Below are 15,826 nucleotides of genomic sequence, written 5' to 3'. Positions count from 1 at the left end.
ATTTCTCTAAAATTTTTACAAAACACTCAAACAGTAATGCCCTAAAATCAAAAAAGCCATTCCCTAAATTTTGAAATAAATTCAAAATAAAGTGAAAAGCTTTCCATTGGTCTAACTACTAAACCCGAAGATCAGATAACTAGTCTGATCAACAACACAACTATTTTAAGTACCGTTTATTGGAAAAAAAAGCCTTTCATTTCTGAAAGGCTTTCCCAATATTCGCGGTCTGGACGGGACTCGAACCCGCGACCCCATGCGTGACAGGCATGTATTCTAACCAACTGAACTACCAAACCTACTGCGTTATTGCGGTGGCAAAGATACAATAGAATTTCATTTCCGCAAGCCTTTTTATTGTTTTTTTTCAAATTATTTCACGACACTTATCCAAAGTTTTGTTTTTCAGCTAAATAAGCAAGTAAAATCTTTTCAAAACTCTCTCTCACATCAACAGGGACGTACTTAATTCGGTTTTGAGCACAAGCCAAACTTAGCTTTTTAAAATAACTTTCCGCCTCCTTCTCATATGCCTCTTGAATATTTTCAGCAAAAAGAGCCACTTCTTCGCCTGTTTCTACATCCACAAACTTTCGGGGCGTTGTGTCAAAATCAAAATGAAGCTCGGTTTTATCATCAATAACATGAAATAAAACTACTTTATGTTTATTATGTCTTAAGTGTTGCAAAGCATTAAACAAAGCCTCCTCATCTTCATGCTGAAACATATCCGTAAATAGAATAATCATCGATCTACGATGTATTTTCTCTGCTATTTGATGCAAAAACGAAATTGTATTAGTTGTTTTTTTAACCTTAGGCTGCTTCAACAGATCCTCTAATACATGCAACACCATTCGATGATGCCTGTCACTGCCTTTTTCAGGCGCGTAATAGTCGTATTGATCCGAAAACACACTCAAGCCTACTGCATCGCGTTGTTTCTTTAAAAGATTCATCAGTACAGCTGATGCCAAAACAGAAAACCCAATTTTATTTTCGTAAAAATTTTGAGTCGATTCCAATTTTGGATAATGCATAGAGGACGAATTATCAACAATAATATGACAACGCAAGTTTGTTTCTTCCTCAAACCGCTTGGTAAACAATCTATCGGTCTTAGCGTATAACTTCCAGTCAATATATCGCGTACTTTCACCTAAATTGTAGAGTTTATGTTCAGCAAATTCAGCCGAAAAACCATGAAACGGACTTTTGTGCATTCCTGATATAAAACCTTCAACAATCTGATTTGCCAGCAAATCCAAATGCTGGAAACTCGCAATTTTCTCTAATTGTGTTTCAATCTTCATCTCTCAAATATATAAAAAAGTTTCTACGCAAATTTACATGTCAATAAACTTAACACCTTAATAGTGAAGAAAATTAAAACCACAAAAAAAGGCTTGACTAGCGCCAAACCTTTTTTATATAAATCATAATCTTACGATTACAACAAAGCGTCTAAACTATCTGCGTAAGTTTGTTTTGGAGCTACCCCTACTTGCTTACCTACAACTTCTCCGTTATGAAAAACCAATACCGTAGGTATGTTTCTCACTCCGTATTTTGCAGCAAATTCTTGGTTGGCATCTACGTCTACTTTTCCTACTACAACTTTACCTTCGTATTCGTTGCTTAATTCATCGATGATTGGACCTACCATTCTACATGGCCCACACCAAGCTGCCCAAAAATCTACTAAAACTGGTTTGTCTGACTTCAAAACTACTTCGTCAAAAGTAGCATCTGTTATTGCTAATGCCATACTATATCTTTTTTTAAAGTTAGCCCTGCACTTCTTCAGGGACAAAAATGATTGAGTTCTTTAACTCGATTACAAATTTAGAAATTTAAAATAAACCAAACACTATTGTTAAATTAGATTTAACTATTTATGCATTGATAATTATTATTAGGAGCTAGTTCCTGCTATCCGTTACAATCTTGTGGCGGGATAAATCCCCCGCCACAAGGATTTTCACTTCTATCAGGGCTAGGGCCTACATTTTCAAATAAAAATCCTTAGTCAAATTCACGTAATCCTCCGTATAATCGTGTCTTGCTATTTCAATAATCAATTCATCAACAACAACTTTTACATCCTCATTTCGAGAAAAAGCCAGCAAACTCCTTTTGGTGATGGTTGTCGGTGTTCCTTTTACACGGGTGATTTTCATTGGATATAATTCAAATTCCTTAGCCAAAGCCACAAAACGCTCCTCTTCACTAAACGGAATAATCACTGCAAAAATACCATTTTCAGACAACAACAAATCAGCAGCTTCAACCAAATCTTCAAATGGCAAAGCATCCTGAAAACGCGCCATATCCCGCTGTTCGTCCTTTGACTTGTAATCCTCATTATAAAACGGCGGATTAGAAACAATCAAATCATACTCATCCTCTGGCTCATCCATAAATTCGTCCAAACCCGCATGATAACAAAACAATCGGTCACCCCAAGGAGAATTTTCAAAATTATCAACGGCTTGTTCGTATGCTTCTTCGTCAATTTCCAAAGCATCAATTTGCTCTGCATTTGACCGTTGTGCCAGCATTAGCGCAATAAGCCCTGTTCCTGCACCAATATCTAAAATGCTAAACGGATGATGATCAATAGGAGCCCAAGCGCCTAGTAATACGCCATCTGTTCCTACTTTCATGGCAGAGCGGTCTTGATGAATGGTGAATTGTTTAAAATTAAATGTAGACATAATTAAAAAGAAATTCCAATATTTTAAATTCCAAATTCCAAGAGCAGGGGGTAAATTCCAAAGCTTAAAACCCAAATTTCAATACTCGTTTTAAATTTCAAAATTAAAGAAAACAAACGTACCAAAGATTAAATACTCAGAAAACAATTGGGTTTTGGTGTTTAAAATATTGGAATTTTATTGCTTTGTTGTTTTGGTAATGATTGCCGAAATAATTTTTCGCAATTCTTCGGCTTCCAAAAGCAATTCTTCTGAAATTGATTTCAAATCAGGGTTTAACTCCTGTAACAATCGAAGCCAATATCGCGATTCTTTTGCTTCTTTTCTGGATATCTTCAAGCGAAACGATAAGTCTTTATCCCCGAGCTTTTCATTGGCTTCAATATAATTAGCACCAACAGAACCAGAAGACCTAACTAACTGCCTTCCATCTTCAATGTTTGAAATAGTTTTTGGTAATTTATTGATATAGAATCTACAGTCTTTTGCAAACAAAAAAGTTCTTTCTTCTAAGTTATACGGCTTCTCCATAAATAAAAAGTTTAAATCAAATTTAAATAAAAAAAGCATTTTTCTTACTTAATATAAAAATGATAGAACTTAAAATTTACTTTTTTCGTTTTGAAATTTCTATTATAAGTGATTAGAATTTTCGTGACGTTTTTGGAATTTGGAATTTTAAAATATTGGAATTTCTCCTTTTACAGGTACATCTCAACAAGTCCTTCCGGAAGGTTCATGATGATTTTTTTGTTTTCACGATCTACTTTAACCAAGAAATGGTCAATCATTGGGATTAAAATTTCGACATTTCCGTTTAATACCTCAAAGAGTGGTTGAGCTGTTGTATCGTTTACAGATTGGATGATACCGAAAACGCCTAGACGTTGATCTTCGATTTCAAATCCTATAACTTCGTGAAAATAAAATTTGTTACCGCTAAGTTTGGGTAACATATTTAAAGGAAGGTAAATTCCGTTGCCTATGATAGCATCGGCATCTTCTTCGGAGTTTACTTCTTCGAAACGAATTCGTAAGAAATCATTTTTATGAAGTGAACAGTTTTCAATAAAAAAAGGAATCAAGTGTCTGTTGCATTCAACAAACACTGATTCCAAGTTTTCGTATAACTCAGGTTCGTCCGTGTCTAGATAGGCTAGAACTTCCCCTTTGAAACTAAATTTTTTAGCGATTTTACCTAAATAGAAACAATCTTCTTTACGCATTATCGCAAGTAAATTAAGCTTGAGTTTCTTCGTTAGTTTCTTCAGCAGCCTCTTCAGATGAAGCTTCTACTTCGGCAACTTCTTCAGCAGGTGCAGCGGCAGCAATAGCATCAGCTTCTGCTTGAGCAGCAGCAGCTAAACGTTTTGCGTTAACTTCTTGTTCTGCTTTCAAAGCTTTAGCTTTAGCATCAGCTTGCGCTTTTGATAAACCGTCTTTTTTAGCATCAACTTTACCAGCTTTTGCTTCTAACCAAGTAGCTAATTTTGCATCAGCTTGTTCTTGAGTTAAGGCTCCTTTACGAACTCCTCCATCAAGGTGGTGTTTCAATAAAGCTCCTTTGTAAGAAAGGATTGCTTTTGCAGTATCAGTTGGTTGAGCACCATTGTGCAGCCATTTTACTGCGCTATCAAGGTTTAAGTCGATAGTTGCTGGGTTAGTATTTGGATTGTAAGTACCGATTTTCTCTAAGTATTTACCATCTCTTTTTGAGCGTGCATCTGCAGCTACTACCCAGTAAAAAGGTTTTCCTTTTTTACCGTGTCTTTGTAATCTAATTTTTACTGACATAATCTTATGATTAAATTTTGAGGTACTCGACCTCTGTTAATTGAGGGCGCAAAGATATATTATTTTTTTTAAAAAAACTAACTGATTTATACTAGGTTAAATATTATTATATTTACTTCTATTAATCTATTTTTGTATATATATTATTTTATTTTTGTTAGGTAAAAATTATTTTCATGAAAAAATACTTCCTTTATAGTGTATTGTTATTTTGTCTAAACTCTTGCGAAGAAAATGTAAAATTCAACAATCCTTCCTTTCAAGGAGTTAAAGACAACATTTTTTGGCGTGCAATAACAACATCTGCAACAGTTAACACTGCTGGTGTCGTAACCATTAATGCTTACACCAGAGACGAACAAGTAACCTTAAAAACCAATGGTTCAGCTGTAAAAACATACGAATTGGGAGTCAACAATGCTATAACAGCAACTTATGTACAAACAAACACATCAGGGAATTTAAGTTATGCAACAAGCACAGGAAAAGGTGACGGACAAATCATCATCACTGAATACGACAATATCAACAATACAATCTCAGGCACTTTTAGATTTAATGCAGTAAATACTGTCGCAAACTCAACAGCAGAGCCTGTATTAAATTTTCAGCAAGGCGTTTTTTACAAAGTTCCAGTTCAACCTTAATTCTTTCACTTTAATTTATTTTAACAACTAGAACAAAGTCTATAGAGTTGGAATTAAAAATAAATGATTAAATAAGCTAATTTATAGTAGATTAGAAATAAATTAAACTACATTTGCTTCATTATTATAAATAAGCACATATGAATATTTTTGTTGGAAGCCTTCCATTCAGTATTGAGGAAGCAGATTTAAGAGAGTCTTTCGAGGCTTACGGAGCAGTTGATTCAGTTAAAATTATCACGGATAAATTTACAGGAAGAAGCAAAGGATTTGGTTTTGTTGAAATGCCAAGTGACGAAGACGCTCAAAAAGCAATTGACGAATTGAACGGAGCGACTGTTCAAGGACGTACAATTGTAGTTAACAAATCTGAGCCAAAACCAGAAGGCGAAAGAAGAAGTTTCAACAACAACCGTAGCGGAAGTTATGGTGGTGGAAACCGTGGTGGAAATGACCGTGGTGGAAACAGAGGAGGATATTAATATTTTTTCTTGAAATAATAAAGAGGCTGCCTTTTCGGGCAGCCTCTTTTGTTTTAGATATATCCCGCCCTGTAAGACTGTAAAAAAGAAGCGAACATTGAGATAGAATTAAATTTCAAACAAAAAACAACAAACAAACATTTCAAGCTAAGAATAAACAAAAAATATTTTTTATAGGACTTGACACTACAAAAGAATTAGATTTGTATACAATTAAAAATAACCATTGAATCATTAGAAAATTTGACAAAAAACTAATCGATGGTAAAATGAATCTACCACAATGCCAAACGAGCGTATTATATTAGGAATTGACCCAGGAACCACAATTATGGGATTCGGATTGATAAAAGTCGTCAACAAAAAGATGTCTTTTGTCCAATTAAATGAATTGCAATTATCCAAATATGACAATCACTACCAAAAATTAAAAATCATTTTTGAACGCACCATCGAACTAATAGAGACCCACCACCCAGACGAAATAGCTATTGAAGCTCCGTTCTTTGGAAAAAACGTGCAGTCCATGTTAAAATTAGGACGAGCCCAAGGTGTTGCTATGGCAGCAGGCCTATCAAGAGGAATTCCAATTACGGAATACGAACCTAAAAAAATAAAAATGGCGATTACTGGAAACGGTAATGCCAGCAAAGAACAAGTTGCCAAAATGCTGCAACAACTTTTAGGATTGAAAGAACTACCTAAAAACCTCGATTCTACCGATGGTTTAGCAGCTGCGGTTTGTCACTTTTTTAATTCAGGAAAAGTGATTGGAGCCAAGAGTTATTCGGGTTGGGATGCTTTTGTGAAACAAAATGAAGAACGAATTAAGAAATAAGTAAGCAGTGATCAGATTTTTAGTGGTCAATTATGAAGCATTAGAAAAAGTAATCAGTTTTCAGGTTTTTAGTATTCAGTTAGTAGCTTAAACAGAATTATTCAATATTAATTTTAAAAAGCCATTATGAGATTTCAAGATTTATTAGCTTATAAAAAATCATTTGCATTGGCAATGAAGATTTTTGAAATATCTAAAGCATTCCCAAAGGAAGACACCTACTCTCTGACGGATCAAATTCGTCGTTCTTCAAGAAGTGTTCCTGTTACAATTGCAGAATCATATCGAAAAAGGATTTATCCAAATCATTTTTTCAGCAAACTAACAGATTCTGATGGAGAAAATTCAGAAACTCAAGTTTGGCTAGAATTTGCTTTAGCCTGCAAATATATTACAGAACCGATTTACCAAGAACTTATTTCAGAAAGTCTAGAAATTGGAAAACTGATAAACTATATGTTATTAAATCCAGAGAAATTTGGATCCAAAAAAGAGTAAAAATGTAGTGGTCAGTTATTCTGAATACTAAAAAAACTGAACACTGAACACTTTTCAAAGACTGAACACTGAACACTAATTTATGTCTGGCATCTACATCCATATCCCCTTCTGCAAACAAGCTTGTCATTATTGCGACTTTCATTTTTCGACTTCTATGAAAAAGAAAGACGAAATGGTTTTGGCTTTGGCCAATGAAATTCGCTTACGCAAAAGTGAATCTGCAACCGAGAATATTGAGACTATCTATTTTGGTGGCGGAACGCCGTCAGTGTTGAGTACAGATGAAATTAATTTTCTGATTACAACGGTTTACCAAAATTACACAGTTGTAGAAAATCCCGAAATTACACTCGAAGCCAATCCCGATGATTTGTCCAGCGAGCGTATTCAAGCACTTTCGAAAACTAAAATAAATAGATTGAGTATTGGAATTCAATCTTTCTTTGAAGACGATTTGCAAATGATGAATCGTGCGCATAATTCGGCTGAAGCCAAAAAATGTCTAGAAGAAGCCACTCAATATTTTGATAATATTTCACTCGACTTGATTTATGGCATTCCAAACATGAGCAACGAAAAATGGAAACAAAATATCGAAACGGCTTTGTCTTTTGGAATTCCACATATTTCAAGTTATGCTTTAACGGTAGAACCCAAAACTGCATTGAAAAAATTAATTCAAACAGGCAAAGTAGCCGAACCTAATGACGAAGTAGCACAGGAACATTTCATGATTTTAGTCGAGATGCTAGAGGCGAATGATTTCATTCATTACGAATTGTCGAATTTTGGAAAAGAAAACTATTTTTCTAAAAACAATTCGTCGTATTGGATAGGTAAAAAATACATCGGAATTGGGCCTTCAGCACATAGCTACGACGGTATTTCACGAAGTTGGAATATTGCCAACAACACACTTTATCTAAAATCCATTCAAGATAATCAATTGCCAAATGAAGTTGAAAGTTTAACTTTGACTGACCGTTACAATGAATATATCATGACGGGCTTACGCACTATTTGGGGCGTTGATTTAAACCGAATTGAATCTGAGTTTGGAGAAACCTATTTGGATTACCTTATCAAACAAACAGAGAAATTCCTCAATGACGAATTAGTCTCCATCGAAAACAACATCTTAAAACCTACTAAAAAAGGAAAGTTTTTAACAGATGGAATTGCAAGTGATTTGTTTTACTTAAATTTGGAATAACTAATTCACCGCTAAGGCGCAAGGACGCAAAGAAAATAGCACCTTAGCGGTAAAAAAACAATAAGGTGTTAGCAACAATCAACAACTTCCAAGTCGACTTATCAAAACCTATCGATATTTCGATTCCGTTAACCAATACAGATGAAAACCCAATTGCCTGGTATTTAGACAAACCCATTATTGAACCAGTGCGAGTTGAAAACTGGATAGGAAAAGTTTCAGAAGGGAATTCATCAACCAATTTCAACAATATTCAATTCAATCCACATGCTCATGGTACGCATACGGAATGTTTAGGACATATAACTCGTGATTTTTATAGTATCAACCAGTCACTGAAAACCTTTTTCTTTATAGCTGAATTGATTTCGGTTGAACCAGAAGCACAAGGAGAAGATTTGGTGATTACTTTAGACAACTTATTGACTGGACTTGATTTGACGTTAAAATTAGGCAATCCTAAAGAAGCTATTATAATCAGAACACTACCTAATTCTGATTCAAAAAAATCAACTAACTATTCGAATACCAATCCACCCTACTTATCTGAAGAGGCTGCGCGATTCATTCGCGAAAGCGGCATCAAACATTTGCTAATTGACCTTCCTAGTGTTGATAAAGAAAAAGACGGAGGAAAACTATTGGCTCACAAAGCTTTTTGGAATGTTCAAGACACACATCGATTGAATGAAGATGCCCGTTTGGACTGCACCATTACCGAGATGATTTTTGTGCCAAATGAAATCCAAGACGGCAATTATTTGTTGAATTTACAGATTGCCTCTTTTGAAAATGACGCCAGCCCTAGCAAGCCTATTTTATATAAAATACAATGAAAGCGATTATTAAACTCGAAGAATTAGGAATGTTTATCCTTGGTATTTTCCTTTTCAGCCAACTGGATTATGCTTGGTGGTGGTTTTTGGCTTTGCTGTTAACACCCGATTTTTCAATGCTAGGATACCTTTTCAATAATAAAGCAGGCGCATTTTTATACAACCTATTTCATCATAAAGGAATTGCTATTGGTGTATACTTGACAGGGATATCTCTCTCAAATGCCCCAATGCAATTAGCTGGAACTATCCTTTTCTCTCACGCCTGTTTTGACAGGGCATTGGGTTATGGCTTAAAATACGAGACTGGATTTAAGTTTACCCATTTAGGTGAAATAGGAAAAAAATAGTAATTTAACCCATGGGTAAAATTAATCAGATTCACTTAAAAAAAGGCAATTCTAATTTAAATCTAAAGTTATTTAAACCCAATAGTCAGTCTGAGCCTGTCGAAGACCTCATATATGATACATTTCGACAAGCTCAATGTGACAATAAGTGTAAAATTAACTATTAAATTAATTTCACCCCACGGGTTAATTTAACTTATTCAAACAAAAAGCATTATGAATTTAGAAACTTACTATGAATATTGTTTAGCTAAAAAAGGAGTGACCGAACACTTCCCTTTTAATGAAGACGCTTTGGTATTTAAAGTTGGCGAAAAGATGTTTGCTTTAAGCTCGTTGGAACAATGGGAAAAAGGGAGCCCTTCTGTTAATTTAAAATGTGATCCTGAACGCGCATTAGAACTTCGAGCACAATATGATGCCATCCAACCTGGTTACCATATGAGCAAAGTCCATTGGAATACTATTGCAATCAATCAGGAAGTACCAGACGATTTGATTAAAGAATTAATCGATCATTCTTATGATTTAGTTTTTAAAAGTTTAACTAAAAAAATACAAGACTTGATTTCTAACTCTTAATATAGCATTCATTCATCGATACTTTTTTACCATTCAACTAAGTTTATTAAAATGTCGGCGAAATTCCGTCTTAATTCTATTTAATTTATCTATTTTTAAAAATCAAATTATATCCAATCAAAATGAGCAAACCACTTAACATACTACTTATTGAAGACGATGAAATTGAGGTAATGAAATTCAATAGAGTTTTAAGCACCTTAAAGATGAGTCACAAAATCATTGAAGCCAACAATGGTGAGGAAGCAATAGAAATATTGAAGGTAAGAGAGATTGTTCCCGACATTATAGTTTTGGATTTAAACATGCCCAAAATTAATGGAATCGAATTTTTAGGCATATTAAAAGCTGATGAGCATTTAAAATACATTCCAGCAATCATACTAACTACATCAAACAATCATACAGATGTTTTAGAATGTTATCGAATAGGAATCGCTGGCTACGTAATAAAGCCTTTGAAATATGAAGATTACGTTGACAGGATAAAAAAAATGATTGAGTATTGGAGTTCAAATGAATTAATAACGAGCTAAATTTATGTACGGAATAGTTAATAAATCTATTGAAGACTTAGTCATCTCTAATTTTGGCGAAGAAAAATGGCAGGCCATTCATAAAAGAAGTGGAGTAGAAGATGATTTTTTTCTTAGCAATGAAGTGTACGATGATGAAGTGACCTTTAAATTAGCAATAGCAGTATCAGAAGAAATGGATATGTCTCTTGATGCCGTTTTAGTTACATTTGGAGAATGGTGGGTTGTAAAAACAACTAAGGAAAAATACCCCGGATTAATGGAGTCTGGAGGTAACAATTTTAAAGACTTTTTAGTGAATTTACCTAACTTTCACAACAGAGTGATGTTAATTTACCCTAAATTAAGCCCTCCTGAATTTAAAGTTAGCGATATAGCCGAAAGTAGTTTACACCTACATTATTTTTCACATAGACAAGGCTTACAAGCATTTGTCAAAGGAATTATTCAAGGCTTAGGAATTGTATATAACACTCCCGTTGAATTGGAATTAATACAGTCAAGAAACACTGGACACACACACGAAATATTTAAAATAAATTGGTAAATGACAAAGTTAGAATTAAAATTTAATGAAGATAGTTTTAACAGATTGTTTCCGTTTTATATTCTAATTTCACCTGATTTACAAATTATAAGTTACGGTAAAAGTTTATCAAAAATAGGTTCAGAACTACGCAATAACTATTCTTTTTTAGATTTTTTTGAAATAAAAAGGCCGTTTTTAATCCAGCCTACTTTTCATGAAATTATTAAAAATAACGACCAGCATATCCTACTTGAATACAAACCTAACGGAGTTTCACTTCGTGGCCAGTTTGAAGAAATTGATGGAAATTTATTATTTGTAGGAACTCCATGGTTTACCTCCATGAATGACGTTATTGAAAAAAAACTAGTACTTGACGATTTTGCTCACCATGACCCTCTTCTAGACTTACTTCATGTACTTAATAACTCTGAAAATTCTTCTAAAGAATTAAAAGAATTATTATTAACAATCAACAAACAAAAAAACCAACTCAAGAAAGACAAAGAAGAGTTAAACCGACTTTCCTATGTAGCTAGTGCTAATCCGAATGGTGTTGTATTTACAAAACTTGATGGTACTATTTTTTGGTGTAATGATTCCTTTTTAAATCTAACTGGATATAGCAGAGCAGAAATTATTGGAAAAACTCCAATTGAAATTGGGAAAACCCCTCAAACTGATAAAGAAGAAATACGAAGAATGGTCAACGCCTTTTATACAGGAGAATCATTTGAAGTAGAATTATTTCATAACCACAAAAACGAAAAGAACTTTTGGTCTAGAGTCAAAGGACAACCCATAAAAGACCATAATGGCAAAGCAACTCAATATTTTGCAATTCTTGAAGACATTTCCCTAAAAAAGAAATACGATGACAGTTTGCAAATCGAAAAAGAAAAATACCGAAACATTATTGCCAATATGAATTTAGGCTTACTCGAGGTAAACTTAGATGATGTCATAACAATGGCTAATCAAAGTTTTATTGACATGAGCGGCTATTCACTTAAAGAATTAATTGGAGCTAAAGCAGGGGAATTATTTTTAACTCCAGAAAGCCAAAAAATTGTAGAGTCGAAGGAAAATTTACGACGAGAAGGCATAACAGATTCATATGAAGTAAAAATTATTAATAAAAACAACACCCCTAAAACTTGGCTAGTAAGCGGTGCTCCAAACTATAATATGAACGGGGAATCCATTGGTTCGATTGGGATACACTTGGATATCACTGAACAAAAGGAACAAGAGGAAAAGCTATACCTACTATCCTTAATTGCCGAAAAAAACATTAATGCCGTAATTATTTGTGATGCTGAAGGAAAAATTGAATGGGCAAATACAAGTTTTCTAAAAATGGCAGGCTATAACGCTGAAGAAATCACAGGTAAAAAACCGGGACACCTATTACAAGGAGAAGAAACCAACTTGGAAACGGTTCATTATATGAAAGAACAAATATCCAAAGGATTACCTTTTAACTGTGAAATCATTAACTACTCAAAAGACAAAAAGAAATATTGGGTACGCATTCAAGGACAAGCATTGTACAATAAAAAAGGTGAGATTATTAAATTTTTTGCTATTGAAGAAGATGTTACAAAGAAAAAAGAACTTGAAGAACAAAAAGAAATTTTACTTGAAGATTTAGCAAAAACAAATAAAGAATTGGAGGATTATGCTCAAATTGTATCACATGATTTAAAATCACCGTTACGAAGCATGAATTCTATAATTTCGTGGATAAAAGAGGAAAACGAAAATAACTTTGATGCACAAACTGTGAAATACTTTTCATTGATTGAAAACAAAATTGAAAAGATGGATCACCTGATCGAAGGAATTCTGACTTACTCTAAAATTGACAAAGAAGAATCCAAAAATGAGAATGTGAATGTACATGATATTGTAAAAAGTATTATTGATATTATTCATATCCCCGAACACATAACAATTACCATAAATAATGAATTACCTATCATTAAAGCAGACCGTTTTAGAATTCAACAGTTATTCCAAAATTTAATAGGGAATGCGGTTAATTATATTGACAAAAAAGAGGGGCTAGTAGTAATTATGTCAGAGGAATTTGAAGATCATTATGTTTTCCAAGTGAAAGACAATGGCGTAGGGATGCCTAAGGATATTCATGAAAAAATATTCGAGACCTTCAAAGCCTATACTAACAGTAAGCATTCAACAGGACTAGGGTTATCTATTGTCAAAAAAATTATAGAATTCTATAAAGGTAAAATATGGATTGAAAGCGAAGTAGGAATAGGCACTACTTTTTTTGTAAGATTAAACAAATAGACCGATGAAAATTATTCAAGCATATAAAGTAGAAAATCAAGATTGGAATTACTATCAGGAAAAAAGTACCCTAACAAATCCATTAGTTTTAATTTTTGGAAATCGCTTTTTGTTAGAAAAACCTGAAATTATTGCTGATATTCGACAAGAATTTCCATATGAACATCTCGTTTTTGGTTCTTCGTCTGGGGAAATACTCGGTTGTAATGTACATGACGAATCTATTTCCGTTACAGCAATTGAGTTTGAAAAAAGTAACTTTATTGTCGAACGACAAAATATTTTAGATTTCAATAAAGATGGGAAAAAATTAGGCGAAACATTATATAATAAAATTCCCAAAACAAATCTTAAACACTTATTTGTTTTATCTGAAGGAAGTTTTGTAAACGGAAGTTCATTAATTAATGGTTTAGAATCCAAAATTGATTCAAATATTTCTATAACTGGAGGAATGTGTGGTGATGATGCACGATTTGAAAAAACTATTGCCTCCTATAAAGAAGACCCTAAAGAAGGCGAAGTCATTTTGATTGGACTGCATGGCAATAGCTTAGACATATCGTATTCTAGTTTCGGAGGATGGATCCCATTTGGACCCGAACGAGTAATCACTAAATCAGAAGAAAACATATTATACGAAATTGATGGACAACCAGCACTAGATTTGTATAAAAAATATTTAGGTGACAAATCTAACGAATTACCTCAAGCGTCATTATTGTATCCTTTAAATGTTACCCCTGAAAACAAAAAAACACCTGTTGTACGTACTATTTTAAATATCAATCATAAAGAACAATCCATGATATTAGCAGGTGATGTTCCTGAAAACTCACGAGTTCAATTGATGATGGCCTCAGTAGACGGTATTGCGCAAGGAGCTCATAAAGCCGCATGTTACGCAATGGACCATAGGGTTACAAAACCAGAATTAGCTATAATAGTAAGTTGTATTGGACGAAAATTAGTCATGAATCAGCGTGTTGAAGAAGAGTTAGAACAAGTAAGAGATACCATCGGAAAATCAATCCCCATGACTGGTTTTTATTCTTATGGCGAAATGGCTCCTTTTAATGGAAACCAAGCCTGCGAACTTCATAATCAAACAATGACACTTACCTTAATCAGCGAATAATGAACCCATTATTAAAACGACAAATAGATAAAAAATTAAAAGGTGGCCTGAACGATTTGGATCTGTTTTTAGAGGCTGTGAACGATTCATACCAAAATTATGAAAGTCAAATCGATATGCTTCAACGTGCAATGAAAATTAGTTCTGACGAACTTTTTGAGGCAAATCAAAAATTGAGAGATGAAGCTGAAAGTCTAAAAGAAATCAATCAAAATTTACAATCTATATTAGATTCCATGAATTTTGATGTAGAATTATCGATTAAAAAAGAAAATTTTGATTCATCAGAGTATATTAAAAAGCAATCTCTAGAAATTATAAAAATCAACAAACAAAGAGAAGAATTGCTTTTGAACCTTGAAAAACAGAATAAAGCTCTAAATGAATATGCCCATATGGTATCTCATGACCTAAAAGCACCATTGCGTAGCATTGACACACTTATCAATTGGTTTATTGAAGATAATGCTAATTTGATGAATCAAGAAAATTTAAAATCTTTGAATCTCATTTTATCGAATGTAGAAAAGATGGATTTACTTATAAAAGGAATATTAAACTATTCTTATATTGAAAAACAAGTTGACGATATTTTTATTGATTTAAATGTTTTAGTTTCAGACATAATTAACACCCTTCAAATATCAGAAAACACCACAATTACAATAAATAATCCATTACCAAAGCTAAAAGGAAATGATTTTAGATTCAGACAATTATTTCAAAATTTAATTCAAAATGGAATTAAATACAATAATAATGACATCATTAAAATAGAATTAGGCGTTACTGAAAACGAAGATGCTTTTACCTTTTATGTGAAAGACAATGGTAATGGTATACCCGAAGCATATCATAACAAAATATTTGATATCTTTTCAAAATTACAAAATGACGCTACTTCTTCAGGAATTGGCTTATCAATAGTAAAAAAAATTATAGAATATTATTCTGGAAAAATTTGGCTTGAAAGCCAAGAAAATTCAGGAAGTACTTTTTACTTTACAATACCTAAAAAATAATGGAAACTCCAAATTTAGAATACATAAACAACTTATCTGGCGATAATATTGAATTTAAGAACAAACTAATTTCAATTTTAAAACGAGAACTCCCTATTGAAATAGAAGTGTATCAAAATGAAATTTTAAACAACAAGCATATTCAAGCTGCTCAAGCTGTGCACAAACTCAAACATAAAGTTTCTATTCTTGGTCTCGAAAAAAGTTATTATATTGCTTCTGATTTCGAAGAAAATTTAAAACAGAATTCTTTGACGCTGCAAGATGAATTTGAAACAATATTAAATCTCATGCAGGAGTTTGTGAAAGACTTATAAAAACACTG

Annotated in this window: 20 protein-coding genes and 1 tRNA gene; 14 read left to right on the top strand and 7 right to left on the bottom strand. The window is 33.2% G+C overall.

From position 1 onward, the window contains the following. Nucleotides 1–225: 225 nt before the first annotated feature. The 7 genes from SLW70_RS05215 to SLW70_RS05185 form a co-directional block, all read right to left on the bottom strand. Nucleotides 226–299: transfer RNA gene (locus tag SLW70_RS05215), tRNA-Asp, on the bottom strand. An 87-nt stretch (nucleotides 300–386) separates the two neighbouring features. After that, entirely contained in the window at nucleotides 387–1,313 is a 927-nt protein-coding gene (locus tag SLW70_RS05210; RefSeq protein WP_320890992.1) for a DUF58 domain-containing protein, read from the bottom strand. Nucleotides 1,314–1,450: 137 nt separating this feature from the next. After that, a complete protein-coding gene (gene trxA / locus SLW70_RS05205) occupies nucleotides 1,451–1,768 on the bottom strand; it encodes a thioredoxin (RefSeq protein ID WP_320890991.1) in 318 nt (105 codons plus the stop codon). Between the two features lie 235 nt (nucleotides 1,769–2,003). Beyond that, nucleotides 2,004–2,717 carry a tRNA1(Val) (adenine(37)-N6)-methyltransferase gene (locus SLW70_RS05200; protein WP_320890990.1) on the bottom strand — a complete coding sequence of 238 codons (714 nt, stop codon included), beginning with the start codon at nucleotides 2,715–2,717 and terminating at the stop codon, nucleotides 2,004–2,006. Nucleotides 2,718–2,894: 177 nt separating this feature from the next. Then, nucleotides 2,895–3,248, bottom strand: a complete 354-nt coding sequence (locus tag SLW70_RS05195) for a four helix bundle protein (protein ID WP_320890989.1) — start codon at nucleotides 3,246–3,248, stop codon at nucleotides 2,895–2,897. Between the two features lie 170 nt (nucleotides 3,249–3,418). Next, nucleotides 3,419–3,943 (bottom strand): ribosome maturation factor RimM, encoded by a 525-nt coding sequence (rimM, locus tag SLW70_RS05190; protein WP_320890988.1) that lies wholly within the window; start codon nucleotides 3,941–3,943, stop codon nucleotides 3,419–3,421. A 13-nt stretch (nucleotides 3,944–3,956) separates the two neighbouring features. Next, entirely contained in the window at nucleotides 3,957–4,511 is a 555-nt protein-coding gene (locus SLW70_RS05185) for a 30S ribosomal protein S16 (protein WP_320890987.1), read from the bottom strand. A 176-nt stretch (nucleotides 4,512–4,687) separates the two neighbouring features. On the opposite strand from SLW70_RS05185, the gene SLW70_RS05180 reads away from it, so the two are divergent. The 14 genes from SLW70_RS05180 to SLW70_RS05115 all read left to right on the top strand — a co-directional run bounded on the left by SLW70_RS05180 (nucleotide 4,688) and on the right by SLW70_RS05115 (nucleotide 15,818). Beyond that, nucleotides 4,688–5,158 (top strand): DUF6252 family protein, encoded by a 471-nt coding sequence (locus tag SLW70_RS05180; RefSeq protein WP_320890986.1) that lies wholly within the window; start codon nucleotides 4,688–4,690, stop codon nucleotides 5,156–5,158. Nucleotides 5,159–5,298: 140 nt separating this feature from the next. Next, nucleotides 5,299–5,640, top strand: coding sequence for an RNA-binding protein (locus tag SLW70_RS05175; protein WP_320890985.1), 342 nt, complete (start codon nucleotides 5,299–5,301; stop codon nucleotides 5,638–5,640). A gap of 283 nt (nucleotides 5,641–5,923) precedes the next feature. Further along, on the top strand, nucleotides 5,924–6,478 hold the full coding sequence (gene ruvC / locus SLW70_RS05170; protein ID WP_320890984.1) for a crossover junction endodeoxyribonuclease RuvC: 555 nt from the start codon (nucleotides 5,924–5,926) through the stop codon (nucleotides 6,476–6,478). Nucleotides 6,479–6,604: 126 nt separating this feature from the next. Further along, complete coding sequence (locus tag SLW70_RS05165; RefSeq protein WP_320890983.1) at nucleotides 6,605–6,976, top strand: four helix bundle protein; 372 nt, start codon at nucleotides 6,605–6,607, stop codon at nucleotides 6,974–6,976. Between the two features lie 82 nt (nucleotides 6,977–7,058). Continuing rightward, entirely contained in the window at nucleotides 7,059–8,192 is a 1,134-nt protein-coding gene (hemW, locus tag SLW70_RS05160) for a radical SAM family heme chaperone HemW (RefSeq protein ID WP_320890982.1), read from the top strand. A gap of 65 nt (nucleotides 8,193–8,257) precedes the next feature. After that, nucleotides 8,258–9,028: a cyclase family protein gene (locus SLW70_RS05155; RefSeq protein ID WP_320890981.1), complete on the top strand. Its 771-nt coding sequence runs from the start codon at nucleotides 8,258–8,260 to the stop codon at nucleotides 9,026–9,028. Continuing rightward, the gene (locus SLW70_RS05150; RefSeq protein ID WP_320890980.1) at nucleotides 9,025–9,378 is read left to right on the top strand and encodes a DUF4260 domain-containing protein; all 354 of its coding nucleotides are present in this window, start codon (nucleotides 9,025–9,027) and stop codon (nucleotides 9,376–9,378) included. The genes SLW70_RS05155 and SLW70_RS05150 overlap by 4 nt, the downstream gene beginning before the upstream one ends. A 216-nt stretch (nucleotides 9,379–9,594) precedes the next feature. Continuing rightward, the gene (locus SLW70_RS05145) at nucleotides 9,595–9,960 is read left to right on the top strand and encodes an MmcQ/YjbR family DNA-binding protein (RefSeq protein WP_320890979.1); all 366 of its coding nucleotides are present in this window, start codon (nucleotides 9,595–9,597) and stop codon (nucleotides 9,958–9,960) included. A 122-nt stretch (nucleotides 9,961–10,082) separates the two neighbouring features. Further along, nucleotides 10,083–10,496 (top strand): response regulator, encoded by a 414-nt coding sequence (locus SLW70_RS05140; RefSeq protein WP_320890978.1) that lies wholly within the window; start codon nucleotides 10,083–10,085, stop codon nucleotides 10,494–10,496. A 4-nt stretch (nucleotides 10,497–10,500) separates the two neighbouring features. After that, nucleotides 10,501–11,043: a heme NO-binding domain-containing protein gene (locus SLW70_RS05135; protein ID WP_320890977.1), complete on the top strand. Its 543-nt coding sequence runs from the start codon at nucleotides 10,501–10,503 to the stop codon at nucleotides 11,041–11,043. Next, nucleotides 11,044–13,341 carry a PAS domain S-box protein gene (locus SLW70_RS05130; protein WP_320890975.1) on the top strand — a complete coding sequence of 766 codons (2,298 nt, stop codon included), beginning with the start codon at nucleotides 11,044–11,046 and terminating at the stop codon, nucleotides 13,339–13,341. A 4-nt stretch (nucleotides 13,342–13,345) separates the two neighbouring features. After that, the gene (locus SLW70_RS05125; RefSeq protein ID WP_320890974.1) at nucleotides 13,346–14,479 is read left to right on the top strand and encodes an FIST signal transduction protein; all 1,134 of its coding nucleotides are present in this window, start codon (nucleotides 13,346–13,348) and stop codon (nucleotides 14,477–14,479) included. Nucleotides 14,480–14,556: 77 nt separating this feature from the next. After that, entirely contained in the window at nucleotides 14,557–15,501 is a 945-nt protein-coding gene (locus tag SLW70_RS05120; RefSeq protein ID WP_320890972.1) for a sensor histidine kinase, read from the top strand. Then, nucleotides 15,501–15,818, top strand: coding sequence for an Hpt domain-containing protein (locus SLW70_RS05115; protein WP_320890971.1), 318 nt, complete (start codon nucleotides 15,501–15,503; stop codon nucleotides 15,816–15,818). Before SLW70_RS05120 ends, SLW70_RS05115 begins: the two co-directional genes overlap by 1 nt. Nucleotides 15,819–15,826: the final 8 nt, after the last annotated feature.

The sequence above is a fragment of the Flavobacterium sp. NG2 genome (genome assembly GCF_034119845.1).
Lineage (GTDB): Bacteria > Bacteroidota > Bacteroidia > Flavobacteriales > Flavobacteriaceae > Flavobacterium.
Note: the sequence above shows the minus strand (reverse complement) of the source record. Positions and strands in the feature narration are given on the sequence as shown.